At 62.2% G+C, this 24,541-nt stretch carries 24 protein-coding genes and 2 pseudogenes; 16 read left to right on the top strand and 10 right to left on the bottom strand.

The genetic code is table 11. The annotated features are described in order from the left end of the window. Positions 1-427: 427 nt before the first annotated feature. On the bottom strand, positions 428-1,663 hold the full coding sequence (locus CHB86_RS23095) for a hypothetical protein (protein ID WP_141134979.1): 1,236 nt from the start codon (positions 1,661-1,663) through the stop codon (positions 428-430). 308 nt (positions 1,664-1,971) lie between these two features. Between CHB86_RS23095 and CHB86_RS23090 the strand changes: the two are divergent. Continuing rightward, positions 1,972-2,220 (top strand): annotated as a pseudogene (locus tag CHB86_RS23090) (transposase); the annotation flags it as partial. Positions 2,221-2,460: 240 nt separating this feature from the next. Here CHB86_RS23090 and CHB86_RS24375 read toward each other — a convergent pair. Beyond that, the gene (locus tag CHB86_RS24375; protein WP_141134978.1) at positions 2,461-3,198 is read right to left on the bottom strand and encodes a hypothetical protein; all 738 of its coding nucleotides are present in this window, start codon (positions 3,196-3,198) and stop codon (positions 2,461-2,463) included. A 182-nt stretch (positions 3,199-3,380) separates the two neighbouring features. Here CHB86_RS24375 and CHB86_RS23075 point away from each other — a divergent pair, with 182 nt between their 5' ends. Continuing rightward, positions 3,381-4,325, top strand: a complete 945-nt coding sequence (locus CHB86_RS23075; RefSeq protein WP_089235476.1) for a tyrosine-type recombinase/integrase — start codon at positions 3,381-3,383, stop codon at positions 4,323-4,325. 190 nt (positions 4,326-4,515) lie between these two features. On the opposite strand, the gene CHB86_RS23070 is transcribed toward CHB86_RS23075, so the two are convergent. Continuing rightward, a complete protein-coding gene (locus CHB86_RS23070) occupies positions 4,516-5,004 on the bottom strand; it encodes a helix-turn-helix domain-containing protein (protein WP_141134977.1) in 489 nt (162 codons plus the stop codon). Positions 5,005-6,031: 1,027 nt separating this feature from the next. On the opposite strand from CHB86_RS23070, the gene CHB86_RS23065 reads away from it, so the two are divergent. Genes CHB86_RS23065 through CHB86_RS23030 form a run of 8 tightly spaced genes read left to right on the top strand, consistent with a single transcriptional unit; the run spans position 6,032 to position 14,823 of the window. Next, positions 6,032-8,212 carry a NosR/NirI family protein gene (locus CHB86_RS23065; protein ID WP_089235506.1) on the top strand — a complete coding sequence of 727 codons (2,181 nt, stop codon included), beginning with the start codon at positions 6,032-6,034 and terminating at the stop codon, positions 8,210-8,212. 14 nt (positions 8,213-8,226) lie between these two features. After that, on the top strand, positions 8,227-10,119 hold the full coding sequence (gene nosZ / locus CHB86_RS23060; protein ID WP_089235474.1) for a TAT-dependent nitrous-oxide reductase: 1,893 nt from the start codon (positions 8,227-8,229) through the stop codon (positions 10,117-10,119). A gap of 14 nt (positions 10,120-10,133) precedes the next feature. Beyond that, the gene (locus CHB86_RS23055) at positions 10,134-11,390 is read left to right on the top strand and encodes a nitrous oxide reductase family maturation protein NosD (protein WP_089235473.1); all 1,257 of its coding nucleotides are present in this window, start codon (positions 10,134-10,136) and stop codon (positions 11,388-11,390) included. Then, positions 11,387-12,298 (top strand): ABC transporter ATP-binding protein, encoded by a 912-nt coding sequence (locus CHB86_RS23050; RefSeq protein ID WP_089235472.1) that lies wholly within the window; start codon positions 11,387-11,389, stop codon positions 12,296-12,298. Before CHB86_RS23055 ends, CHB86_RS23050 begins: the two co-directional genes overlap by 4 nt. Further along, positions 12,295-13,122, top strand: a complete 828-nt coding sequence (locus tag CHB86_RS23045) for an ABC transporter permease (RefSeq protein ID WP_089235471.1) — start codon at positions 12,295-12,297, stop codon at positions 13,120-13,122. The genes CHB86_RS23050 and CHB86_RS23045 overlap by 4 nt, the downstream gene beginning before the upstream one ends. Further along, entirely contained in the window at positions 13,119-13,649 is a 531-nt protein-coding gene (locus tag CHB86_RS23040; protein WP_089235470.1) for a nitrous oxide reductase accessory protein NosL, read from the top strand. Before CHB86_RS23045 ends, CHB86_RS23040 begins: the two co-directional genes overlap by 4 nt. After that, the gene (locus CHB86_RS23035) at positions 13,646-14,560 is read left to right on the top strand and encodes an FAD:protein FMN transferase (protein WP_245838322.1); all 915 of its coding nucleotides are present in this window, start codon (positions 13,646-13,648) and stop codon (positions 14,558-14,560) included. Before CHB86_RS23040 ends, CHB86_RS23035 begins: the two co-directional genes overlap by 4 nt. A 50-nt stretch (positions 14,561-14,610) precedes the next feature. After that, positions 14,611-14,823 (top strand): DUF1858 domain-containing protein, encoded by a 213-nt coding sequence (locus CHB86_RS23030; protein ID WP_089235469.1) that lies wholly within the window; start codon positions 14,611-14,613, stop codon positions 14,821-14,823. Here the strand turns inward: CHB86_RS23030 and CHB86_RS23025 are convergent. Then, on the bottom strand, positions 14,820-15,512 hold the full coding sequence (locus CHB86_RS23025) for a Crp/Fnr family transcriptional regulator (protein ID WP_089235468.1): 693 nt from the start codon (positions 15,510-15,512) through the stop codon (positions 14,820-14,822). The genes CHB86_RS23030 and CHB86_RS23025 overlap by 4 nt on opposite strands. Before the next feature lie 104 nt (positions 15,513-15,616). Between CHB86_RS23025 and CHB86_RS23020 the strand changes: the two genes are divergently transcribed. From CHB86_RS23020 to CHB86_RS25360, 3 genes and pseudogenes are all read left to right on the top strand, one after another. After that, positions 15,617-16,042 (top strand): pseudoazurin, encoded by a 426-nt coding sequence (locus tag CHB86_RS23020; protein ID WP_089235504.1) that lies wholly within the window; start codon positions 15,617-15,619, stop codon positions 16,040-16,042. 52 nt (positions 16,043-16,094) lie between these two features. Next, a complete protein-coding gene (locus tag CHB86_RS23015) occupies positions 16,095-17,309 on the top strand; it encodes an NnrS family protein (protein WP_089235467.1) in 1,215 nt (404 codons plus the stop codon). 878 nt (positions 17,310-18,187) lie between these two features. Further along, positions 18,188-18,259, top strand: a pseudogene (locus CHB86_RS25360) (hypothetical protein); the annotation flags it as partial. 103 nt (positions 18,260-18,362) lie between these two features. Here the strand turns inward: CHB86_RS25360 and CHB86_RS25280 are convergent. From CHB86_RS25280 to CHB86_RS25265, 4 genes are all read right to left on the bottom strand, one after another. Next, positions 18,363-18,764, bottom strand: a complete 402-nt coding sequence (locus CHB86_RS25280; RefSeq protein WP_281251235.1) for a DDE-type integrase/transposase/recombinase — start codon at positions 18,762-18,764, stop codon at positions 18,363-18,365. A gap of 44 nt (positions 18,765-18,808) precedes the next feature. Further along, entirely contained in the window at positions 18,809-18,961 is a 153-nt protein-coding gene (locus CHB86_RS25275) for a hypothetical protein (RefSeq protein ID WP_281251234.1), read from the bottom strand. Positions 18,962-18,970: 9 nt separating this feature from the next. After that, entirely contained in the window at positions 18,971-19,117 is a 147-nt protein-coding gene (locus CHB86_RS25270) for a hypothetical protein (protein ID WP_281251233.1), read from the bottom strand. Between the two features lie 166 nt (positions 19,118-19,283). Next, positions 19,284-19,454 (bottom strand): transposase, encoded by a 171-nt coding sequence (locus CHB86_RS25265; RefSeq protein WP_281251232.1) that lies wholly within the window; start codon positions 19,452-19,454, stop codon positions 19,284-19,286. A 513-nt stretch (positions 19,455-19,967) separates the two neighbouring features. Here CHB86_RS25265 and CHB86_RS23000 point away from each other — a divergent pair. Both CHB86_RS23000 and CHB86_RS24365 read left to right on the top strand, forming a co-directional pair. Then, a complete protein-coding gene (locus tag CHB86_RS23000; protein ID WP_089235503.1) occupies positions 19,968-21,440 on the top strand; it encodes an inorganic phosphate transporter in 1,473 nt (490 codons plus the stop codon). Positions 21,441-21,456: 16 nt separating this feature from the next. Next, positions 21,457-21,636 carry a hypothetical protein gene (locus CHB86_RS24365; protein ID WP_141134976.1) on the top strand — a complete coding sequence of 60 codons (180 nt, stop codon included), beginning with the start codon at positions 21,457-21,459 and terminating at the stop codon, positions 21,634-21,636. 50 nt (positions 21,637-21,686) lie between these two features. Here the strand turns inward: CHB86_RS24365 and CHB86_RS22995 are convergent, their stop codons facing one another. Continuing rightward, the gene (locus CHB86_RS22995) at positions 21,687-23,276 is read right to left on the bottom strand and encodes a winged helix-turn-helix domain-containing tetratricopeptide repeat protein (RefSeq protein WP_089235465.1); all 1,590 of its coding nucleotides are present in this window, start codon (positions 23,274-23,276) and stop codon (positions 21,687-21,689) included. 156 nt (positions 23,277-23,432) lie between these two features. Here CHB86_RS22995 and CHB86_RS22990 point away from each other — a divergent pair, with 156 nt between their 5' ends. Further along, positions 23,433-23,909: a cupin domain-containing protein gene (locus CHB86_RS22990; protein WP_089235464.1), complete on the top strand. Its 477-nt coding sequence runs from the start codon at positions 23,433-23,435 to the stop codon at positions 23,907-23,909. Between the two features lie 197 nt (positions 23,910-24,106). Here the strand turns inward: CHB86_RS22990 and CHB86_RS22985 are convergent. After that, on the bottom strand, positions 24,107-24,541 hold a 435-nt coding region (locus CHB86_RS22985; protein ID WP_217898365.1), incomplete at its 5' end, for a tyrosine-type recombinase/integrase.

Below are 24,541 nucleotides of genomic sequence, written 5' to 3'. Positions count from 1 at the left end.
GGCTGCGGTCTCTTATAGGCTGTCCTTGGTCATGGCTGATCTCCTCGGTGATGTGTCAGTTTGGCAATCCGAACCTTAGCCAAAGAACAACCGTGGCCGCCAAGCGGCCCGCGCTACCGGCGGGAAATACACCAGCCCTTGGGACACTGCTTGGATCCGTCTCCGGGTTGCCGTTCGCGCTGGAAAAGTCGGGCCAACGCTAGACGAAGTCAGTGCTGACTTTTTTACCCCCAGATTCTTGTTGGGTCGAAATCAAACCGATAGTTCTCGACAGCGCTGCCCCTTTGTTCGCAAGGGAGGGCGGCGAGCGATATCGCGAGCGGCAAAAGTGTGCCTTATCACTGTATGAGACAGAGAGTTTTCACTCTCTGTCTTTGAGAGCTTCAGGGGAATATCCGCGCGCCGTGTCTTCTCCCCCACCCGACCTCTATCCGCCCCACTGCTTCTCGAGCCTCTTGAGGGCCTTCCGGCTGCGCCGTCGGAATGCCGCCCATGAAATTCTATGTCCCGTGATATGGAGAGGCGACGGTTTCTCGCTCCTGCTCCCGGCACGCGCCTCGATCTTTCGCTGGATACGCTTCGCCCTCTGATAGCGATCGAGCCCCAGCACGCCAGCTTTCTCAAACACGCGCAACTCGTCTGAATCCGCTCCCTCTCCATCCGGGGCGAGTGTCAGCATGCTTGTCGCAAAGACGCCCGCCACGAGGTGATCAAAGCCCAGGTCCCGGATATCGGCTTCGAACTCGACTTTGAGCCCTCTCAGAGCAAAGCGGTCGAGAGTGACCTCGATCCGGGAGCGTTTCTCATGTTGCTTCAGCTTCCTTGCCCATGTTCCCGTGCGCTGATTAGTGACCTTGTCCTGGATCCGGACCATGGCTACGCCCTTCCTCTTTCCGAAATAGAACGTGCCGTCGACCGGAGCCTGCCGATAGGCGTCGGGGTCAAGGTCCCGGAAATGCGCCGGTGTCTGAGCCGGATGGGTAGCCGCCCGGCTCAATACCTTATGCTGCAGCTTGGGATCCTCGACTGTCGGGTTTCGTCTGTTGCGTTCGAAGCCAATCCCATAAGTGCTTCTGGGGTGTGCAAGCCGATCTTCCCAGAACATCTCCGGGACGACGACATGGCGACGAAGCGCCTCGGTCATCTTGCGCCGGTCTTCATCTGTCTCGTTGTTCGGGTAGATGTCGAGCGACACTTCGATCCCGTCTATCCGGATTGCTTGCCGTTCTGCTGTGTCGATCTCGTACTTGCCCTCGATCGCGCGACAAAGCCGGTCCAGGCTATCCGGCGTGGGGTCCTGTAGGGTCAGAGTGAACTCATGGCCCTTGAAGCCCCTCTCGCCATTTGGACCGTAGACATAGAGCGTCTGCCCCCGATCCACGATTGTCGACGCCCACCGTTTGATGTTGACGGCCTGATGGAAGCCGGTTGTGTCAAAGCTAATTCTGACCCAGTCGACCACGGCGCTGAAAGTGTAGTCTTCAAGGTGGATGTCGGGCCACAACTCGAGCCGCCCCTTGTTGATCGAGCGCTTCCCGGTGTACGGCAGCGTGTAGTAGTTGAGCGTGACTCCGCTGTCGCGCAAGACGGTGTGCTTGCCCTTTCCATTGGGGCGGTTCTTGCGGGCGGTTTCCTTGATCGAGGCTGTGAGGTCGAATGCCATGGGCAGTGAGTTTTCTCCGGGGGATTTTGCGCTCGGGATAGCGGCTTTGTTGATGCACATGGGCGTGAACTGCCCCGGTTCAAGCACGGATATCCGGAGGCAGGCGACAGGCTTGAGGTTGAGGGGCGGATCGGTGACGGCGTTGTGCGCGATGGCCCGCTGAAGGCGCCTTCCCATCCCGCGAGATCCAACCAAGTATGCAATGCCGAGGCAGGCGCGCAGTCCAAACAGGCTGCTGAAGAAGTCGCCCCGCGACCCGGTCTGCGGAACATGATTCACCCTTCGCACGGATACGGCGGGGTGTGAGGATGCGCGGGACGGACGAGACCAGTGGGTCGCTGTTCGGCTATGTCGATCTGGAGGCGCGTATTCCGGCGCGGCACCCGCTGCGCAAGATCCGGCAGGTGGTCAACGAGGCGCTTGCCGGTCTCGACGCCGAGTTCGAGGCGCTATACGCCGATTTTGGTCGCCCCTCGATTGCGCTGGAGCGGCTGATCCGGGCGAACCTGATCCAGATCCTGTTTTCAGTCCGGTCCGAGCGGCAGCCGATGGAGCAGGGGTTCGCTAGGCTCTTACGCAATGCATGGCGCAACGCGAACGCCTCTAGCGAAGTAAAGACCCGAGTGGCCCTCCCAGCGCCTCCTTCGATCGGCGTAAAATCGTCGCGAAGACGGGCCTGAGGACCTGTGGGAGCGCGCCTGGTGCGCAAGTCGCGCGACTGAGCACTCCGGAGCTGCGACCAGTCACTCTCGTCGCCCTACGCGCACCCCACGAGCCCTCGTGCGCGGTCCGGGCAATCACTCGGGCTCGATCTTTGCATAGCTCGCGTTGGCGCGAGAGGGGATCCGTCTGATCGCTCTCGCCACACTCGCGCTTGTCCAAGGATTGCCGCGAGTCGTGGTCATTCCACACCGGTTCGCCTCCTTGGCAATGGCTGCGAACGTCGCCCTGCCCTCCCCGTCGGCCGCAAGCTTGTCCGCGATCTGCGCCAACTCCTTGGCCTTGCCATCGGCCATGGCAGATCGTGCCTTGCGGGACGCTGCAACCGCCTTCCGGGTCTGCTCTCTTCTCTCTTCGGCTAGGAGACGACTCGTTCGTTTGAGCCTCCAGGGCCCGCCGGGACTTACGAGGATTACTTTCATCAGATCGGGTGAGAGGTCTTTCAACAGACCTCCCTGTCGCACGCAAAAGAGATGGGGCCGATAAGGCTCCAGCTCATCCAGGAGCCCGGGCCGGCGCGCGTTCGGACACAAACGGAAGATCCTGCTCAAGTCGTCGACAAAGATCGCCCCATGCCCCACGGCTCTGAGTTCCTCAAGGCGCTCCTTCAGACGCGGCAGCGCCTCCAGGCTGTCGATCGCGCGCGCATAATCGAACCCAAGACGAAGACCTACATCGCCCGACACCTCGGCAACGCGCCGAAAGACCTCGACCTGGACGCGCGCCGGCCGATGTCGTCCGATGTTCCCGATCGGCCGGGGCCCATAGCTCAGGACAATGTGACCCGTTATCACCCGTGACGGCACGTCAGTCACAGTTCGCCTCTTTGTGTTGATACAACATAAACAGATCTCTTCTGGCGGAAGGGCGCGGGCAGGACCGGACAGACGATCACGCGCGGACTCCGGAAATTTCCATACTCCTCAGGGTTTTAGCCCGACGCTGCGACCCACGCCTGCTATAATGTGCTCAACAGTGAACAGCAACGGGTCCCGAAATGAAAAACACCGACAAGACCGTTCGAGACGCCTGCGAGGCCTGGTTGAAGACCGCCGTTCGCAACGGGCTCGAAGCCTCCACCCTGAAGGCCTACCGCAGCCACGTAAACATCCACATCGAACCGAGGATCGGTGATCTTCTGCTCACCGAACTCGCGCGCTCTGACGTCCGGGACTTCATGGACGAACTCCTCGACGACGGGGTCTCGAAAGCGCTCACGCGCAAGATCATGGTCAGCCTGCGCTCGATCCTTTCGGAGGCTGTGGAGCGAGAGTGGATGCAGGCAAACGTGGGGCTCGAAGTGAAAATGAAACGCTCGAGCCGCGGACGGGAAGAGCGCATCATCCCGACCAAGGAGGAGATCCTGACCATCATCGACAAGGCACCCGAGAGCCACCGCGCGCTTCTCATCACCGCCCTCTTTACCGGCATGCGCATCTCGGAGTTGCGTGGATTGACCTGGAAGAATGTCGACTTCGGTCGCGGCTTGATCCTGGTTCGTCAGCGGGCAGACGATCATGGAAAGCTGGGTGCGCCGAAGAGCCGTGCCGGCGTTCGAGACATCCCGATGGCTCCCCTGGTGAAGAACGCGCTGGCGACGTGGAAAGAAGGAGGACCGAAGAGCGACATCGACCTTGTGTTCCCCAACTCGGTGGGCAAGGTGCAGAGCTACTCGAACTTCTACAACCGCATCTTCAAGCCCATGTTGATCGAGAACGGGATCGTCGACGCTGAGGGCGAGCCAAAGTTTGCCGTGCATTCGCTACGACACGCAGCGGCCTCGCTCTTCATCGAGCAGGGCTGGAACCCGAAGAAGATCCAGACGCTCCTCGGTCACGCGACGATCAACATGACGATGGATACGTACGGCCATCTATTCGAAAATCCGGAGGAAGATCTGACGATGTTCGCCAAGCTTGAGAGCGACCTGATGGTGGCGTGATGTCATCCCCGATCATACCAACGAAATCTCGCAGGTCATGGCTATGCAGTATCTAGGGCCTCCGGCAAGGTATTGGGAATCAAGAAACTCCAAGGATCGACGCGGGACGCGTTTTCGCGCTCAGGGACGACCGTCATAGGGCCCTAGGTCCACCTAGGACTTCTTGTCTAGGTGGACCCGTAGCCTTTCCCTATTCCTTGGGCACTTCACCCACGTAGCGCATCCAACCAAGGATGTAGCTGAACAAGGCAATCATGATCTCGCTGTCTTGCTTCTTCCATGTGATCTCTCCCCGGGGGTCTGCCATGTTCAGCATCCGAAGAATTCCCAGATCCCGGTCAGACAACTTCGGGTCAAAGACAACATTCAAAACGCCCCAGGCTTCCGGGTGATATTCCGTCATCGCGATCCGAAGAAATTCCTGCGGGTCACAGTCGCAGGCCTCGGCGAGTGCGGGGATACGCTCGATGGGCACCTTGGTCTCTCCCCGCTTCATCATCGACAGGACATTCGGCTTGGGAAGGCCTGCACGGCCCGCGATCTCTCGCTGTGTTAAACCTGAGCTCTCTATGGCGGTAGAAAGGAATGCGGCGGTAGGGCTGTTCGTCATGTATCGCTCTTCAGCTGTGTTGCGTTCACGACTGAGATAGAAGGCTTTTAGCGATCCGTCGGAGGACAAGGGAGGCCTCCCCGATTGAGTTTCGAGAGAACGACTTCGCTCGATGACCAGTTCGCTCCTTGCACCCTCCACGCCGCGTACGGCGTGTGGCTACCTCGAATTGTCCCGCGCATTGATCATCAACGCCGCGAGGGAACTATTCCTCGCAAAGGGCTCGATCCATTTAAGAACCGGCTTAGAAGGCGATTAGTGAATTATCTGAAGACTATGGTCGACTGGAGCGCATGCAGCTGACCTCGTCAGCGACCAACTTCTGACGCAGACAGCTCCTCCAGACCGGCCGCACTGACGCCACCATATCTGACTGGTGCAGGCCATATCAGATGATGACTCGGATGATAGGTTGGTACGGCGCGTGGAGTACGTTGAACGACCACCAAGGGTGCAAGCCCAATCACAGCTGCGTAGCGGCCTCGCCTTCAGTCACTTCGCCTCCTACAAACGTGGGCCTGATCCACTCGTCGACGGTCGAGATGACTTAGCTTCCGAATGGGCGCTTCTCCTCCGAGACAATCGGTCTGAGTCACCGAAGGAGTTTCGGCTACGATGGAGCGCGATCGGTCAGCGCCGGTTGAAATCGCTCTCCAAGGAACGGTTCACCTCGTCGAATATCGAAGCGGCCCATTTCCTGATGGCCGCAAGATTGCCCTAATAAGTAAGCGTCACCTTGAGGCTCATCAAATGGGAGTTCCGCGAGCCGACCCAGAAGCTGGGATAGATGCCCAGGCGAAGCGCATCGCGAGATCACTTCTTGTCGTCAATTAGATGGCGAACGTCTGGAGCCGGTGGCGACCAAGCCTGAGCTTCTTTCTCCGATTGGAGAACCGGGCAGAAGGCAAGGAGGAGTCTGATTTGCTCCATCTTGATCGGGCTCATCCCCCGTCATTCATGGTTTTTTTTGCGGCGACCGGGCCATCTTGAGGGAATGATCGTCCATAAGTTTGCGCAAGCGCAAACTTCCGCCGCTCCAAGATCGCTAGTCACACGTTCCAGAGCCCCAAGCGGGCGCGGGAAAGGGAGCGTGGAGATGGCCCATGCAATCACCATTGTGGCGAGGACACTACTTGTTCTTCTGTGCCTTGCCGCACCGGTGAATGCGGACGTCCTGATCTCCAGCTTTCTCGACGACGTGACACCGGCAGAGCTGGTGCCAGGGGCAACAGCCTTAGGCACACCGGACGAGAACGGCATCGTGCCAGCGCTTGCCGGTGCGGAGACCGTCGGCTGGGTATTTCTGACATCGGACTTCGTGCCCACGACCGGCTACTCCGGCAAGCCGATCCACATCGTCGCCGGCCTATCTCCTGATGCACGGCTGACCGGCGCGAAACTGGTCAAGCATTCCGAACCGATCGTACTGGTCGGCATCCCGGAGAGCGAGATCCGCGCGGTGATCGACCATTATGCCGGTTTCGACCTGCGGGGCGCGTCGGGCGCGCGGGATGCCGGAGATCTGGAGATCGTTTCTGGCGCGACCGTCACCATCATGGTCATCGACGATTCCATCCTGCGGGCCGGGATCAAGGTCGCGCGGGCGCTCGGCCTCAAGGGGTTTGCGGCCGAGGTCCCGGCCGGGCCCACACGCACCATCGACCACGACGCCGGTGAGGTCGCGGACTGGGAGACGCTGGCCGGCAATGGGGCCTTGCGGCGCCTGAGCCTGGATGTCGCGACGATCAATGCTGATTTCGCGGCGCTCGGCGATCCGCGCACCGGTAAACACGCTGAGCCGGGCCCCGACGACGACGCCCAGGTGGACGTCTGGACGGCGCTGGTCAGCCAGCCCGCGATCGGCCGCTCTCTGCTCGGCGACGCCGCCTACGCAAACCTCGCAGAGCGGTTGCAGCCGGGGGACGAGGCGATTGCGGTGTTCGGCGCCGGCCGATGGTCCTTCAAGGGGTCGGGCTACGTGCGCGGCGGCATTTTCGACCGTTTCCAGATGATCCAGGGCGAGATCTCGCACCGGTTCCGCGACCGCGAGCAGAGCCGCGTCGTGCATCTCGCCGCCGCCGGGGCGCCCGAGTTCCCGGAGATGGATCTGTTCATCATCCCGGCCGATACCGGTTTCGACCCCGCCGCGCCCTACCGGCTGCAGTTCCTCGTAAGCCGCGCCGTCGGTCCCATCGAGAAAGTCTTCCTGACCTACGACCTCGGATACGAGCTTCCGGAACCCTACACGCGCACCATCGCGCCGACGCCCGCGTCCGCCCCGGTTGCAGATACAACCGACGCACAGGCCCGCGACGCCCTCTGGCAGCGGATCTGGCAGACCAAGCGCACGCAGGTCGTGGTTCTGGCGGCCGCCCTCGCCCTGCTGACCGGCATCTTCTTCTTCCAGTCCTACGCTACTCGGAACGCCCGTGTCTTCACGGCACTGCGCAACGCCTATCTCGCCTTCACGCTGGTCTTCGTCGGCTGGATCGCCAATGCGCAGCTCTCGGTGGTCAACGTGATGGCCGTGGCCAATGCGCTCTTCAGCGACTTCCAGTGGCAGACCTTCCTGATGGATCCACTGATCTTCATCCTGTGGTTCGCCGTGGCCGCGGCGCTGCTGTTTTGGGCGCGCGGCGCCTATTGCGGCTGGCTCTGCCCGTTCGGGGCGCTGCAGGAGCTGTCAAACAAGATCGCCCGCCGCCTTGGCGTGCCGCAGGTCACTCTGCCGTGGGGTCTGCATGAGCGGCTCTGGGCGCTGAAATACATGCTGTTCCTCGGGCTGTTCGGAGCCTCGCTCTACTCGCTCGAGCTGGCGGAGCGCCTTGCGGAGGTGGAGCCGTTCAAGACGGCCATCATCCTGAAGTTCGCGCGCCCCCTGCCCTACGTGCTGATCGCCTTGGCCTGCCTTGCGCCGGGGCTGTTCATCGAGCGCTTCTACTGCCGCTATGTCTGCCCGCTGGGCGGCGGCCTCGCCATCCCGGCCCGGCTGCACATGTTCCAATGGCTCAAGCGCTACAAGGAATGCGGCAGCCCTTGCCAGATCTGCGCCACCGATTGCCCCGTGAAGGCCATCCATCCGACCGGCGAGATCAACCCCAACGAATGCATCTCCTGCCTGAACTGCCAGGTGCTCTACCAGGACCACACCCGCTGCCCGGTCGTCATCAAGTCCGACAGGCGGCGCGCAAAGATCGCGGAATCGGCGGCCTCTCTGGCGGCCCATGGCGAACGGCCGAACCTCGGCCACCCCAACCAGCTTGCAAGAGTCAAATGACGGAGGGAAATCCAATGAGTGACACGCAGAACGGCATGACGCGCCGGGGACTTTTCAAGGGATCGGCGGGCGTCGCGGCGCTGGCCTCGATCACCGGCGGCAGCCTCGGCCTTGTCGGCGCTCCGCGCGCGGCAGCCGCCGCAGGCTCCGTCGAGGTCGCACCGGGCGAACTCGACAGCTACTACGGCTTCTGGTCGTCCGGCCAATCGGGCGAGGTGCGCATCATCGGCGTCCCCTCAATGCGGGAGCTGATGCGCATCCCCGTTTTCAACCGCTGCTCCGCCACCGGATGGGGCTCGACGCGGGAAAGCCTCAAGATCCTCACCGAGGGCCTGATGCCCGAAACGAAGGACTTCCTCGCCAAGAGCGGCAAGCTCACCTACGACAATGGCGACTTGCACCACCCGCACATGTCCTTCACCGATGGCACATATGACGGGCGCTACCTGTTCGCCAACGACAAGGCCAACACCCGTGTCGCACGCATTCGCTGCGACATCATGAAGACCGACAAGATCATCGAGATCCCCAACACGTCGGACATCCACGGCCTGCGACCGCAGAAATATCCGCGCACCGGCTACGTCTTCGCCAACGGCGAGCACCGGGTGCCGCTGCCCAACGACGGCGTGGTGCTGGACGATCCGAGCAAGTACGTCTCGATCTTCACCGCTATCGACGGCAACACGATGGAGATTGCCTGGCAGGTGATCGTGGACGGCAACCTCGACAATTGCGACGCCGACTACGACGGGCTCTACGCCTTCTCGACCTGCTACAACTCGGAAAACGGCGTCACCCTCGCCGACATGACCGCCAACGAGCAGGACTGGGTCGTCGTCTTCGACATCAAGGCAATCGAGGCCGGCGTCGCTGCAGGCGACTACAAGGAATACAACGGCGTCAAGGTGCTCGATGGCCGGAAGGCGGGCAAGTACACGCAATACATCCCCGTCTCCAACTCGCCGCACGGCTGCAACATGGCGCCCGACAAGCGGCACCTGTGCATCAACGGCAAGCTCTCACCCACGGTCACCGTCGTCGACGTGACGAAGCTGCCGGAGGTTTTTGCCGGCGCCGAGCCCCGCTCCGCCGTCGTAGCCGAACCGCAACTGGGCCTCGGCCCGCTCCACACCGCTTTTGACGGCAAGGGCAACGCCTTTACCACGCTCTTCCTCGACAGCCAGATGGTGAAGTGGAGCCTCGAAGACGCCGTGCGAGCCTTCAATGGCGAGGACGTGGACCCGATCGTCGAAAAGATCGACGTGCACTACCAGCCCGGTCACAACCACACCACCATGGGCGAGACGCTGGAAGCCGACGGCAAGTTTCTCATCTCGCTCAACAAGTTCTCGAAGGACCGGTTCCTGAACGTGGGCCCGCTGAAGCCCGAGAACGACCAGGTGATCGACATCTCCGGCGAGCGCATGGCGCTCGTGCACGATGGCCCGACCTTCGCCGAGCCGCACGACTGCATCCTCGTGCGCGCCGACAAGGTGAACCCGGCATCGGTCTATGATCGGGGCGACCCGCTCTGGGAGGAGGCCCGCATCCAGGCCGAGAAGGACGGCGTGGACCTCGACTGGGGCGCCGACGTGATCCGTGACGGTAACAAGGTCCGGGTCTACATGCACTCCGTGGCGCCCGCCTTCAGCCTCGAGCAGTTCGAGGTCACCCAGGGCGACGAGGTCACGATCTACGTCACCAACATGGACGACGTCGACGACCTCACCCACGGCTTCACCCTCGGCAACCACGGCGTCGCGATGGAGGTCGGCCCGCAGGCCACCGCCTCGATCACCTTCACCGCCGACCGTCCGGGCGTGCATTGGTACTACTGCCAGTGGTTCTGCCACGCGCTCCACATGGAGATGCGCGGCCGGATGCTGGTCAAGCCGGTCGCATAAGGGAGGACCCGACGATGCGCCTTCCGGTTCTTGCCTTGCTCCTGTCGACGATCCCGCTGGCCTGCCCGGCGGAGAGGATCGACGTGCATCCCGGGCCGGAGGCGCTGACACGGGCCATCTCCAACGCCCGGCCCGGCGACGTGCTGGCCCTCTCCGAGGGTCGCTACGCCGGGCCGGTCACCATCGACACCCCGGTCACACTCACGGGGCTCCTTGCCCGGATCGAAGGTCCGGGCGAGGGTTCGGTCGTGACCGTCACTGCTCCTGACGTCACGATCTCCGGCCTCACCATCACGGGCGCCGGGGCGAAACTGAGCGACCTCGACAGCGGCATCCGCCTGCTCAAGGGCGCGGACCGCGCGATGATCGAGGATGTCTCGCTCGAGGGAAACCTCATCGGCATCGACGTGCACGGCGCAAAGGGCGTCACCATCCGCGGCAACCGCATTGATGGCCGCAACGACCTGCGCGTCGCCGAGCGTGGCCCCGGCATCTACGTCTGGAACGCGCCGGGCCTGACGGTCGAAGACAACGTCATCTCCAAGGGCCGTGACGGGGTGTTCATCACCACCTCCAACGAGGCTGTCTATCGCCGCAACCGGTTCAGCGAGCTGCGCTTCGCTTTCCACTCGATGTACGCCAACCGGATCGAGGTGACCGACAACATCAGCCGCGGCAACGACATGGGCTTCGCCTTCATGTACTCCACCCGGCTGACGGTCGAACGGAACCTCTCCGAGGGCGACGCCAACCATGGCTTCTTCATGAACTTCGCCAACAAGGCCGACCTGCGCCACAATGAGGTGCGGGACGGCGGCGAGAAGTGCCTGTTTATCTACAATTCCAACCACAACCTTTTCGAGGCCAATCGCTTCGAGGGCTGCGGCATCGGCGTACACTTCACAGCTGGGAGCCAGGGCAACGTACTGACCCGGAACGCCTTTGTCGGCAGCCGGACACAGGTGAAATACGTCGGCACCCGCTGGCTTGAATGGTCGGACGGGGCACGCGGCAATTACTGGTCCGACCATGTCGCATTCGACGTGAACGGCGACGGGCTGGCCGACAGCCCCTACCGGCCCAATGACAGCATCGATCGTCTGGTCTGGTCGCAACCGGCCGCCAAGCTGCTGATGGGCGCACCCGCCATGCAACTCATCCGCTGGTCACAGTCCCGCTTTCCCGGGCTTCTGCCCGGCGGCGTGATCGACAGTCATCCGCTCGTCTCACCGGTCGGCGCGGGCGTTCCGGCACAGGAGGCAAGACCGTGACCGACACCATACTCGACATCCGGGATCTCTCTCTGTCCTTTGGCCGGTTGCGGGCGCTCGACGGGGTCTCCCTGCAGGTGCAGGCCGGCGAAACCCTCGCCCTGCTCGGCCATAACGGGGCCGGGAAATCCACGCTCTTCAAGGCGGTGCTCGGGTTCCTCGCACCCGAGGCCGGCTCTATCGCGATCGCGGGCCACGCGCCGGGGACCGACGCTGCTCGGATCGCGATCAACTACCTGCCCGAAGTGGTGGCCTTCCCGCGCAGCCTGACGGGCCGCGAGGTGCTTACCTATTTCTCCGGCCTCCGAAGCGCACCGAAGACCGGCATCGCCGATCTGCTGGAGCGCGTCGGTCTGAGCGACGCCGCCGACCGCGCCGTGGGCACCTATTCCAAGGGGATGCGGCAACGGCTGGGGCTTGCCCAGGCCCTGATCGGCGCGCCGCGCCTGCTATTGCTGGACGAACCGACGAGCGGGCTCGACCCGGTGTCCCGGCACGAGTTTTACGCGGTGATCGCCGAGGCGGCTGCGCGGGGCTCGGCGGTCCTGCTGTCGTCACACGGGCTGGAAGAGATCCAGACCCGCACCGACCGCGTGGCCATCCTCGCGCGTGGCGCGCTCAGGGCCGTCGGCACGCTGGAGGACCTAGCCCGCCAGGCTGCATTGCCGACGACGATCCGCGTGACCGCCCGCCCCGGCGAGGCGGACCAACTGCAGACCGAGTTCGGCGGCAGGCGGATCAACGGCTGCCGGCTGGAGATCGACTGCGCCGCCGACGCAAAGCTGGCCCTGCTGGCCCGCATCGGCACCCGCAGCAACGTCCTTCAGGATATCGACGTGGCCGTCCCCGGGCTCGACGACATCTATCGCCACCACTCCAACCAGCCCGACGAGGAGGCCAGCGCATGAGTACCCGTATCGGCACCGTGTTCACGCAGGAATTGCGCCTCGCCCGCCGCAACCTCTGGGTCGCGCTGGCGACCGTTGTCCTGGCGCTCTTCGCCCTCGCGCTCGCCTTTTTCGCAGCGGGCCAGGGTGCGGCGCTGGATGCCGACGTGCTCAGCCTCACCTCTGCCAGCCTCGCGACGCTTTCGGTCTACCTGATCCCCTTGATCGCGTTGCTGATGTCCTACGATTCCTTTGCGGGCGAGATCGAGCGCGGCGCGCTCGCACTGACCTTCGCCACGCCGGTCCGCCGGTGGGAGGTCTTTGTCGCGAAGTTCCTCGCCCAATGTGCGGCGGTGGGGCTTTCAATCGTTCTGGCCTATTCCATCGCCGGGCTGGCAGTCCTGCCGCTTTTCGGCGCGGGGCCGGAAGGGATCGCCGCCTGGCTCCGCCTGATCGGCTCCTCCGTGGCGCTCGGGGCCGTCTTCGTGGCCGTCGGGCTCATGTTGTCGGCCTTCTCCGGGCGCACCGCCCGTGCCGCCGCGCTGGCCATCGGCACATGGCTCGTGCTGGTCGTGCTCTACGATCTCGCCCTGCTCGGCGGCATCATGGCTGCCGGCGAAGGCCCCTTCGCCTCGCATGTTTTCCCCTGGCTGGTGATCGCCAACCCCGCCGACGCCTTCCGCCTCTACAACCTCGCCTCGCTCGACACCGCGCCGGTGGCCGGGATCGACGGGCTGGCCCGCACCCTGCCCTTCCCGCCGGTCGCCGCGCTCGGCGCGTTGGCGCTCTGGCTCGGGGCCATGGTCGGTCTCGGCATCTTCCGCACGAAAAGGATCGTCCCATGACACGGCTCGCACTGTCCCTTGCGCTCGCCATTGCACTTGCCGGCTGCAAGGAGGAGACCGCCGGGCTTCCCTCTCCCGTCGAGATGACCGACGAGGCGCTCGGCCACTATTGCCAGATGTTCGTTGCCGACCACCCGGGCCCCAAGGCGCAGATTCACCTCAAGGGCTACGACGCCCCGCTCTGGTTCAGCCAGATCACCGATGCGGTCGCTTATGTCAGCGATGCGGAACGGGACGGCGAGATCGCGGCGATCTACCTCTCGGACATGGGCCGCACCGAGAGCTGGGCCATCCCCGGCACCGGAAACTGGCTGGAGGCCGGCACGGCGCACCTTGTGATCGAGAGCAGCCGCCTTGGCGGCATGGGACTGCCCGAGGCGATCCCCTTCGGAGAGGAAGACGCCGCACGGGCCTTCGCCGCCGAGAATGGCGGACGGATCGTCGCCTTTTCCGAGATCCCGGCCGCCTATGCTCACCCGGACATGGACACGATGACTGCCAGCGGCATGCACGCGGGGGTGCAATGATGGCGCCCCGCTTTTCCAGACGACGGTTCCTCGCCGTGGCCGCGGCAGCCTGTACGGCCACACAAGTCCGCGCCAAGGCTCCGGTCGCAACCTGGCGCGGGCCGGCCCTCGGAGCGCTTGCAGAGGTGCGGATTGCCGGGTTGGACGGTGCGGAGGCCGCCCCGATCCTGGCCCAAGTCGAAGCCGAGCTTGCCCGCATCGACCGGCTTTTCTCGCTCTACCGCGGGGACAGTGCCCTGGTGCGCCTCAACCGTAACGGCGTCCTACCCGGCCCCGAGCCGGACTTCCTGCACCTGCTCTCGCTCGCGCGCACGGTGCATTTCGCGACCGAAGGCGCCTTCGACCCGACCGTGCAACCGCTCTTCGCGCTGCATGCCGAACATGCCGCTGCCGGGCGGAGCGTCGATCCGGAACTCTTGAGCGACGCTCGCAGCCGCGTCAGCTTCGAGCGCGTCCGGTTCGATGGCACATCGGTCCATTTCGAACGCCCCGGAATGGCGATGACCCTGAACGGGATCGCGCAGGGCTATGCCACCGACCGGCTCACCGACCTGCTCCAGCGAGCCGGGCTGCGGGATGTCTTGGTGAATGCCGGAGAGATCCGCGCGGTCGGCTCCGAGCAGGGCGCGCGAGGATGGCCGGTGCGCCTGCCCGGCGGACAGCGGTGCAGGCTCGAGAACCGGGCGTTGGCCACGTCGGACCTGTTCGGCACAATCGTCGATCCGGCTCGCGCTGTAGGCCATATATTTGCCCCGTCGCAGGGCACGCGCACACTACGTCACGGACCCGTCACAGCGTACCACGAGAGCGCGGCTGTGGCGGATGCCGCCTCGACCGCGGCAGTCGTCCTTGACGACCGGCAACTCTCCCTGCTCGGCCCGCTCGGCGTGCGCCTGCAGCCCTCGGGGTGACCTCGTGCCTCCGGACGAGGGCAGACATCCCGTTTCCCAAGGAGGCGTCCATGAGCCGCCCGGATCCGCATGACCCCGACCTGCCGCTGTCCGTGCTTCTGGCGGAATGGCCGGACCTGGCGCCGCTGTTCTGGGATCGGAACATGCTCTGCCCGGGATGCCCCATCGCCCCGTTTCACACGTTGACCGATGCCTGCGAAGTCTACGGGATCGACGAAGCCGAAGTCCGGGCTGTCGTCATGCGGGCCTTGCCACGCGACTAGCCCTTCGGACGTGACAACAGCATCAGAGCATGCGGGTCGGTGACGACGATATGCTTGCGGCTGGACCGCACGATGCCGTCCTTTTCCCAGGCCGAAAGAAGCCGCGAGACCGTGTGAAGCGTGGTGCCGGTCATGTCCGAGATGTTGTGACGGGTCACGGGAAAGCCGATCTCGATGCCCTCCTCCGTCTTCTGCCCGCTCTGGTTGGTCATCCGCAGCAGCACCGCCGCCACCCGCTGTTCCACGGCCTGCGTCGCCATCTCCGTAAGCGTCGTCTGGATCTCGCCCAGCCGCTGGCCAAGCGTCTTGTAACTCTCGGTCGCGAAGCCCTCGTATTGCGCGACGTAGCTCTCCCACAGCCGCATGGGCCAGGAGAGCGCAATCGATTCCGCCGCGGCCACCGCCGTCGCCGGATAGGTTGAACGTTGAAGCGCCTTCGCGATCCCGAAAAGCTGACCGGGCGAAATGTGCAGCACGATGATCTGCTCCCCATCCGGCGTCGTGCGGATCACGCGCAGGTAGCCGTCGAGCAGCAAGTAGAACCGCTCCGCATCGTGCCCCTCCTGGAAGATGGTCGCACCTTCCTCGTATCGCCGGGACGTGGCGTCGTCGAGGATCTGCCGGATCTGCTCCCGGTCGAGCCGGGAAAAGGGCGGCAACCCGGTCAGCAGGCTGGTGTCGAGTTTCAAGGATTCCGTCCGGAAGTTTGAGCAAACGCAAAGTTCGCCGGCCGCTTCTATCGCAAAAGCCGGACCAACGGAAAGCCATGACTGGATGGAAAGGACTCCCGATGATGAAACCGCTGATGCTTGCCACCCTTATCACCGTCACCGCAGGGATCGCTGCCGCCGAGACCCACGAGGTACAGATGCTTAACAAGGGCGAGGCCGGCAGCATGGTATTCGTGCCCGCCTATGTGAAGGCTGCGCCGGGCGATGTGGTCCACTTCGTTTCGGTGGACGCCGGACATAACGTAGAGAGCATCGAGGGCATGCTTCCCGAGGGTGTCGAGGCGTTCAAGACCAAACCCTCCGAGGATTTCGAACTGACGGTGGCCGCAGAGGGTCTCTACGGCATCAAGTGCACGCCGCATTACGGCATGGGAATGGTCGCCCTTGTTCAGGTCGGCGATGCCGTGAATCTCGAGGCTGCGACCGCGGTGAAGCAGCGTGGCAAGTCCCGCGAACGCATGGCGGACCTTCTGGCAAGGGTGGAATGAACGCAACCCGGCCCGCGGGACCAAAACACTCCCCTCAAGATCGGAGGCCAGATTGACCATTCGTTCGGACTACCGCGGGCCCGCCTTGTTTTCCGGAGGCTTCCGCCCGTTCTTCCTTGCCGCGACGTTGTTCGCAATCGGCGTCGTTCCTGCCTGGTATCTCGCCTGGCGCGGTGAGATCGCTCTCGGCGGGCCGTTTCCCGCGGTCGACTGGCACATCCACGAGATGATCTTTGGCTACGGTGCCGCCGTGGTCGCCGGCTTCCTGTTCACCGCGGTGCCCAACTGGACCGGCAGGTTGCCGGCCCGCGGCTGGCCCCTCGCCGGGCTGCTGGCGCTGTGGATCGCGGGCCGGATGGCGCTGGCAGGGGCCTTGCCGCTACCGCCGACCGGCGTACTCGCCATCGACCAGGCTTTTCTTCTGGCGGTGGTCGCGATGATCACCCGCGAGATCATTGCCGGAAAGAACTGGCGCAATCTTAAGGTGCTGGTTCCTGTTTCGCTTCTCTGGGCCGCCAACCTGGCATTCCATGCCGAAGTGCAGATCGAGGGAACCTCCGACCTATCGCGCCGCGCCGGGACCGCCCTCCTGATCTTTCTCATCATGCTGATCGGTGGCCGCATCGTGCCAAGCTTCACCCGGAACTGGCTGGCCAGGGCGGGTGCCCAGCGCATGCCCGTGCCATTCAACCGGTTCGACGCGCTCAGCATCGGCGCCGGCACCATTGCGCTCGTGGCCTGGTGCCTCGTGCCCGACACCCCGATGGCCGGTCTCGCGTCCGCGGTGGCCGCGGGTCTCCACCTGGCGCGCCTTGCCCGCTGGCGAGGGATGGCGACCTGGAGATCACCGCTGCTCCTGATGCTGCACGCCGCCTACCTGATGATCCCCCTGGGGTTTGTCGGCGCGGCCGCTGCTGCCGCCGGTCTGGTTGGTCTCGATGTCCCGTCGCATCTGTTCGGAATAGGAGCGATCGGCGGCATGACCGTCGCAGTGATGATGCGCGCGAGCCTAGGCCATACCGGGCGGAACCTCGTCGCAGGCCCCTGGCTGACCGCATCTTTCGTCCTGGTCCTGCTCGCATCTCTTGCCCGACTTGCCGGCTATGAGCCCCTTTTGGGACGCATTGACGGCATAGCCTTGGCGGCCACTTTCTGGGCGGCGGCGTTCGCTTTGCTGGCCGCGCGTCTTACCCCATGGCTGCTGACCGACAAGGCGGCCGTACGTAGGCCGAACGCACGGGGTCCAAATACTGCCACCAAGCGGTAAATCTGTTTGTCGTCAGATTCATTGGGAAAGGAAGCGCGATTTCGAAGCAATAGTTCCGGTTCAACTTCAGTTCGAAAGTTTCGCTGCCGCGTTCGGCTAGTGCTAGCGGCGTTTAAGGATGGTCTGTTTCTTGACCTCCTATCTCGTGAACAGGATGTTTGCGTTGCTAGCCTAGTACACATCGGCGGGCGTCGAATTGCCAACGCACTCGCGATAGCACCTATTGTTATAGGAGACGACGAAGTCATCGGTCAGCCGTTCCATCTGCGCCGGGTACGAAGTTGTTCTCCGGCAGGATGCTGTTTCCTATAACTGACGCTGGGGTTCAATCTTCCCTTGGGTCTAGGGCTGATGCGGAAGCCCACGGCTGCTCCGCGTTGTTCAGCGGCACTCGGCATGTGCAAGAATGTTGCAGCAACATAAACGACAAGCTCCGTATCAAGATCACCGCCACCGAGAGCAGCGTCGACAACGCCCCGGTCCCGGTTGGATTGAAAATCCTCGTGTCGGTGGTTCGATTCCGCCCCCGGGCACCATAAACACCTCCTGCTTCATCCGATTTTGCACAATAACAGCCATGTTTTCATGGGCTTTGGGCAAATGGTTATCCAGAGCCGTCCCCGCTGGTCTACCAGTATCCATCCCGTTTGGGGTTACGATCTGGGGTACCCCCGCGAGAGAGGAGACACGATACCCCCAACGTCAAAGCTGAGCGACGCCAAAATCCGTGCACCAAAGCCAAGCGAGAAGCCATACAAACAGGCAGATTTCGATGGACGCTTCCTGCTGGTCAATCCGGGCGGGTCGAAACTCTGGCGCTAAAAGTACCGCTAGGGGGAAAGGAAAAGCTATTGGCGTTGGGCTAGTTCCCGGATCTTTCGCTGGCCGATGCCCGGCGTTTGCGGGATGAGGCGAGGGGGCAACTCGCGCTCGGCCAGAACCCTGGGTAATCCTCCCCGATTTAGCGGGATGGTTTCGTAGATTTCACGCGGCCCTTTTCAGCTTCATGGCAGGAGTGATCCCGCCGATGCCCATGTTGGGGCGCTCATTATTTTAGGTCCATAGCCAATCGGTTGCGATCTGCTGCACCTCCTCGATGGTGTCATTTAGGTAAAGGCCCAGCCATTCTTGCCGGACCGTCCGGTTGTGGCGCTCGGCATAGGCGTTCTGTTGAGGCTTTCCGGGCTGGGTGTAGGTCAGGGCGATGCCCTGCTTCTCAGACCAATTCATGAGGGTAGCACTGACGTATTCGGGACCGTTATCGGTCTGAATTGCCAGAGGTTTGCCGCGCCACGCGATGATCTGGTTCAAGGCTCGAACCACACGCTCGGACGGAGGCGAAAAGTCTATCTCGATACCCAGGCACTCGCGGTTGAAGTCGTCCAGAACGTTCAACAGCCGGAACGGCCTCCCGTCGGCCAGGCGGTCGGCCATGAAGTCCATCGACCAGACCATGTTGGGCGCATCCGGCACCGCGAGTTCATCGGGCTTTTCGCGTATCAGCCGACGTCGCGGCGTTCGCCATTGGGCTCGAACCAATGGCGCCGCAATGGCTCACTCCGCAGGTTCAGTTCCAGCTCGCAATAGATCCGGCGCACGCGTTTGTGGTTCCAGACATGTCCCTTCACGTTCCGCAGGTGCAGGAAACACAAGCCGAACCCTCAGGTCTTGTGCGCCCTGGCCAGCCCGACCAGCAGGTTGGCGATCAGCTCGTTCTCTTCATCGCGCCTCGGACTGTAGCGGAAACAGGCCTCGCTGACGCCGAACGCGCGGCAGGCCAGCGCGATGCTGACCCCTCTTCTCGCCACCGCCTTCTCGGCCAACTCGTGGCGTTGAGCTGGCTGGGACTTTTTTTCCCAGAGCCTCCTTCAGCAGATCAGCCTGCATGCTGAGGTCCGCGAACATCCGCTTCAGGCTCCGGTTCTCGTCCTCCAGCGCCGTTCGCGGTTCTCTCGAACCAGTGGCGTTCACCGCTCACTCTGGCTGACCATCGACGCGTCCATGCCGCCATACTTTGCGCGCCACTTGAAAAAAACTGGCGGTGCTGATCCCGTGCTCGCGGCACAGTTCCGGCACTGCCACCCAGTGCTCGGCCTGGCGCAGCACCGCCATGATCTGCGGCTCGATGAAACGGCTCTTTCTCATTCGAATCTCCTCGGCTCTCACCAGGAGAAAATCCTACAATCCCATCCCGTTAACCATGGGAAGGATTACCGGGCCAGGCGACCGCAACCTGCGCGTTGCTGCCGGTCACGATGTATGAGAGTTCCGCTCGTGCAGCTTGTTCCCCTGAACCGGAAGTTGCAATTCGCGGTTGGCGCGGCGAAGGATCCGAGAGAGCCCGGATCGGACCGCGAAGGCCCGCAATATCGACCGACGCCGGCACGCATCCGCTTTCATGGGAAAGCAGGGAGGCTATCAGGACCGCAGCACTTCGGGTCGAACCAAGGCCAGACGTTTGAAGCGAGTCCTCGAAATTGATGTACGTCATGGAACGACGCCGGGCCGCGAACCAAGCTGAACGTGCTCAAATATATCGGCCGCGGGCTCGCGGGGGGGGGAGCTTTGCTACGGACAGAACGCGTTGAATCCGCAATTCAGATCAACCGAGATGAGCTGTTTCGTTTTGGGACAGCGTTGATCTTCATCATCGGCATCATGCTGTTCACCATTGTCCGAACAGACGGCGGTGTTGACGGCATACTGCTGGTGATCGCTGCAATGATCGGCGGCTACATGGCGATGAATATCGGCGCGAACGATGTTGCGAACAACGTCGGCCCTGCTGTCGGCAGCCATGCGATCACTCTGACCGGCGCGATCATCATCGCTGCGAGCTTCGAGGCCGGCGGTGCGCTCATTGCCGGCGGAGATGTGGTCGGCACAATCAAGAACGGAATTATCGATCCGGATTTGGTGGCCGACCGGGACACGTTTATCTGGCTGATGATCGCCGCACTTCTTGCAGCGGCGGTGTGGCTCAACTTCGCAACTGCCGTGGGGGCGCCGGTATCTACCACGCACAGCATTGTCGGCGGTGTTCTTGGCGCCGGAATCGCCGCCAGTGGATGGGGGATCGCCAACTGGAACCAAGTGGGCATGATTGCTGCGAGTTGGGTGATCTCGCCAGTTCTCGGCGGCTTCATTGCCGCGGGCTTCCTTTACCTGATCAAGCGGACAATCACCTACAAGACCGACGTGCTTGGTGCAGCCAACCGGATGGTGCCCATCCTGGTGTCGCTTATGGCATGGGCCTTTGGAACCTACCTGATGCTCAAGGGCGTGAAGAAGCTCGTCAAAGTCGATTTTCCGGTGGCGGTCGTGATCGGCTTCGGGGCAGCGCTCGTCGTATTCCTGATCATGCGCCCGTACATTGCGAACATGACCAAGGCCCTTGAGAACCATAAATCAAGTGTCAATGAACTCTTCACAATTCCCCTGATATTCGCCGCCGCGTTGTTGAGCTTTGCGCATGGAGCCAACGATGTCGCCAACGCCGTGGGTCCGCTTGCGGGTATCAGCGAGGCGATCACCGGTGGCGAAGTTGCCGAAAAGGCGTCGATCCCAATCTGGGTCATGGCCATTGGCGCCGTCGGCATCTCGTTGGGACTGGCACTTTATGGCCCAAAGCTGATCCGCACCGTCGGCAGCGAGATCACCGAACTCGACAAGATGCGAGCATTTTGCATTGCGATGGCCGCCGCGATCACCGTCATCGTGGCCTCGCAACTCGGTTTGCCCGTCAGTTCGACGCATATCGCCGTCGGCGGGGTGTTCGGCGTGGGCTTCCTGCGGGAATACATCAAATCGAGCTATGCCCGCACGCTGCAGGATATCCGCGACCACCACGCTGACCACGACCAGGAGGCGGTCGATGCCTACCTTGCCAAGTTCGAGGCAGCGGACGTCGAGACCAAGGGCAAGATGCTGCGAGAGATGAAGCAACAGGCGCCTGGCACCAAGCTTCTCGCGAAGCGAGAACGTCGCGGCCTTGGCAGAGTGCACCGCATCGAATTGGTCAAGCGTTCGCTGCTGCTGCGTATCGCGGCAGCTTGGGTCATCACGGTCCCTGTGGCCGGGGGGATGGCCGCGATGTTCTTCTTCATGATCCGCGGCATGATGTTGCCTTAGGCGGTCAGGTGCTCGCATGTCTGGACTGATTTCCCATGAAGCCGCCTTGGGCCGTGGCGCCGCCATGAACGGCAGCAAGGTCGGCAAAGCCGACATGCTGGCGACATGGCCGCTCGGTGTCTGTGTGCTCGGGCCGACAGGTTCGATGGCTGCGCATTGTGGTAATTTTCCTGAAGCACAGAATGCCCGCTCTTGATTAGGGAGCCAGCCCGAAGGTTGCGCATGCGCTCACATCGCGCTCGGGTCTCAAGGCATTCCGGACTGCTTCATGCTGCTTAGCCAGCGTTCATACATACCATCCGGTTGCCAATCCATGGGAACAGCCTTGGCCTCAATCTGGAGCGTGTATCCTGGTCGCGTCCCCAGAAACTTCGCCATAGCTGCTTTCGCTTGGTCAATCCGTTCCAGGCAAACAAGTATCGCGGCGAGGGCCTTGTTTGAGGCAATTGGTGGCGACGCCATACTCTGCATCGCCTGCAACGCCTTCTCGCACTCATTCTTCTGCCAATAGGCCAGGCCAAGTTGCCAGCGGAGCCAGTCGCCGTGAAGCGGATCAACTTTTTCCGCCTTGTGTAGCGCGTCCAACGCCTCTTCGGTCCTTCCAGAGTAGAGCAACGGAACCGACATGCCGATATAGACAATAGAGTCAGAGGGGTTCAGCTTTGCCGCACGTTCGAAGTGCAGGATGGACTCGGCGTGTTTCCCCTGACGCGACAGTACCCGAGCAAGAGCATAGTGCGACATGTAGTTTTCGGGATCGATTCGAAGAGCGGTTCTCGCCAGTTCGACTGCGTCGGCAAGAACCTCATCGCGCGGTTGCATCCAGCCCAGTACCGCCGCCGGGATGAGCATCAAGGATTTGCCAATATAACCCCATGCCGAATCTGGCTCCTCACGTATCGAGGTTTCCTCAAGCGCTATCGCCTTCTGCCAGTTCTCGTAAGTCAACTGGGTCATGATGTTTCGCGCCTGGAGACCACGAAGGCGGGAATCCACGTCCCTCGGAGCCGACCGCCCCGGCATATCGGACAGAAGCGCCTGGCCGACCTCTGACGCCACATGGTGAACAATGTCATTTTGAACCACGAACAAGTCACTGATATTACGTTCATACTTGTCCGCGAATACGTGGGCGCCCGTATCCGTCTCAACAAGCTGAGCGGTCACGCGCAGGCGCTCGCCATCGAATTGCTGACTTCCTTCCAGGACGTAGTCGGCGCTCAACATCTCGCCAATATCGCGGACATCAGTGGGCTTCGAGCGGAACTGAAAGCTCGAATTGCGTGCGACGACCCGGAACTGCGGGAACCGGGCCAGCTCGGTGATAATTCCCTCGCTCAACGCATCGTTGAGGTAGTCCTGATGTGGCGCGGCACTCAGATCATCAAGGGGAAGTACTGCCACGACCGGGAGCCTCTTCTCTCTATTTCCGTTCTGCCAGTAGAGGAAAGCCAACAAGGCAATAACCAATCCGATTACTGGAAGCGCGATGAGCGCCTTCTGCATGACGGGTGGATCGGTCTTTGATGCAGTTGGCGGATTGAACCGGTAGCCCTTTCGGGGAACGGTCTGAACGATGCTGCGTTGAGTGTCGCCAATGGCTGCGCGGATTTCGGCGATGCATTGCACCAGACTGTCGTCGCCAACCTGCCGCCCCTCCCAAATTGCTTGGGAAAACTCGTCCTTCGTAACAGTTCGGTTCGGCGCGCTCGCAAGCACGCGCAACACTTCGCGGGACTGTGGACGTAGCTCGACCGGCTCTCCCGAGGCCGTCTTGAGCGTCCCATCCAACCCGTCGAGAACGACGCCAGATCTTTCGAATTCGTAAATTTTCACAGGTTTTCGTTAGCCAGATTGGCCCTCCCTGACTTCACACTCAGGATATGCCAGTCCAGTCGATTTCGCCAAATGAACACGGCGCGACAACGGCCAGACGGCGATCTGATCGAAAGATTCTATCTACTTTGAGGCCCGAAAAAACGGAGACATTCCATGAAGAAGACCCTGACAATGACGTTGATGTTCGTTGCGAGCGCCGCCGCCGCCCATGACCCTATCGATTGGAATGGCTCGGAAATTCAGGTCTTGTTGAACCGGGAAGAAACTGGCGGGGACATGGGCATCTTCACCACCCGGTTCCCGGGACCCGGTGGGCCGCCGCGCCATGTTCATGAAGATGCCGGTGAGGCCCTCTACGTGATGGAAGGGTCGGCCGAGTTCCTTGCCGACGGCAACACCTTCGTCTTGGGCGAAGGGGAGATCGCCTTTGTACAGAAAGGGGTCGATCACACCTTTCGCATACTTGAGGAAGATGGCGGCAAACTGATGGTCATCGTCGCGCCGGGCGGTTTCGAGGGCTTCTTTGACGCAACGAAACATCTGAAGCTTCCGGATGAGATCGAGACGCTCAACACGATTTCAGCTGAGTATGGTCAAGTCTTCACAGGTCCGCCGCTTGAAGCCGAGTAAACCCGTACACATGCGCACAACATTCTTGAAACGGCTCGATCAGAGGATGGTCGTTCTGGAGTCCTGTGCGAGTCTCTCAGGCAATCAAGTTCAGAGCCGACATCCGAGAAATACTCTCGGATGTCGGCTCGGTCGGCTAAGCGGACTCTGAAAACGTCGTGGAATGGTCGGCCGATCGGGTAGATCGGCCCAACTCGTCAGAGCTCGAAGGGCTCGGCGATTGAGAGCGCATCTTCCAGATCGACACCGAGATAACGGACAGTGCCATCCATCTTCGTGTATCCCAGTAGGAATTGCACCGCTCTCAGGTTACCAGTCTTGCGATAGATTTGCGCAACCTTGGTACGACACATCGAATGCGTTCCGTACGAAGTGGGGTCTAGGCCGATCGACTGGACCCATTCTCGGACCAGGCGCGCATACTGGCGGGTTGAGATATGCAGCCGCTCATGGAAGCGGCCTGGCCACAGGAACTCCGAACCGCTCATCAAGGGATCCGCGATCCACTGCGAGATCGAACTGCGAGTTGCTTCCGAAATCTCGAACCGAACCGGCTTGTCGGTCTTGCTTTGGATGACCGAAGCGCGCTCCTTGACCAGCCCGGCAGCGTAGGCATTTGCGACCTTGAGCTT

It is taken from the genome of Tropicimonas sediminicola (genome assembly GCF_900188335.1).
In the GTDB taxonomy this organism is placed as follows: domain Bacteria; phylum Pseudomonadota; class Alphaproteobacteria; order Rhodobacterales; family Rhodobacteraceae; genus Tropicimonas; species Tropicimonas sediminicola.
The sequence above is the reverse complement of the archived record's forward strand: the minus strand, read 5'-3'. Positions and strand labels throughout refer to the sequence as shown.

Bases quoted from the DNA above. Each gene is read 5' to 3' on its own strand.
- CHB86_RS23065 (WP_089235506.1), top strand. From the start codon at position 6,032: ATGGCCCATGCAATCACCATTGTGGCGAGGACACTACTTGTTCTTCTG.
- CHB86_RS23030 (WP_089235469.1), top strand. From the start codon at position 14,611: ATGAGCCGCCCGGATCCGCATGACCCCGACCTGCCGCTGTCCGTGCTT.
- CHB86_RS22990 (WP_089235464.1), top strand. From the start codon at position 23,433: ATGAAGAAGACCCTGACAATGACGTTGATGTTCGTTGCGAGCGCCGCC.
- CHB86_RS23075 (WP_089235476.1), top strand. From the start codon at position 3,381: ATGAAAAACACCGACAAGACCGTTCGAGACGCCTGCGAGGCCTGGTTG.
- CHB86_RS23020 (WP_089235504.1), top strand. From the start codon at position 15,617: ATGAAACCGCTGATGCTTGCCACCCTTATCACCGTCACCGCAGGGATC.
- CHB86_RS23040 (WP_089235470.1), top strand. From the start codon at position 13,119: ATGACACGGCTCGCACTGTCCCTTGCGCTCGCCATTGCACTTGCCGGC.
- CHB86_RS23095 (WP_141134979.1), bottom strand. From the start codon at position 1,663: ATGGCATTCGACCTCACAGCCTCGATCAAGGAAACCGCCCGCAAGAAC.
- CHB86_RS23000 (WP_089235503.1), top strand. From the start codon at position 19,968: ATGCTGTTCACCATTGTCCGAACAGACGGCGGTGTTGACGGCATACTG.
- CHB86_RS23055 (WP_089235473.1), top strand. From the start codon at position 10,134: ATGCGCCTTCCGGTTCTTGCCTTGCTCCTGTCGACGATCCCGCTGGCC.
- CHB86_RS25265 (WP_281251232.1), bottom strand. From the start codon at position 19,454: ATGAGAAAGAGCCGTTTCATCGAGCCGCAGATCATGGCGGTGCTGCGC.
- CHB86_RS23045 (WP_089235471.1), top strand. From the start codon at position 12,295: ATGAGTACCCGTATCGGCACCGTGTTCACGCAGGAATTGCGCCTCGCC.
- CHB86_RS23035 (WP_245838322.1), top strand. From the start codon at position 13,646: ATGATGGCGCCCCGCTTTTCCAGACGACGGTTCCTCGCCGTGGCCGCG.
- nosZ (WP_089235474.1), top strand. From the start codon at position 8,227: ATGAGTGACACGCAGAACGGCATGACGCGCCGGGGACTTTTCAAGGGA.
- CHB86_RS24365 (WP_141134976.1), top strand. From the start codon at position 21,457: ATGTCTGGACTGATTTCCCATGAAGCCGCCTTGGGCCGTGGCGCCGCC.
- CHB86_RS25280 (WP_281251235.1), bottom strand. From the start codon at position 18,764: ATGGTCTGGTCGATGGACTTCATGGCCGACCGCCTGGCCGACGGGAGG.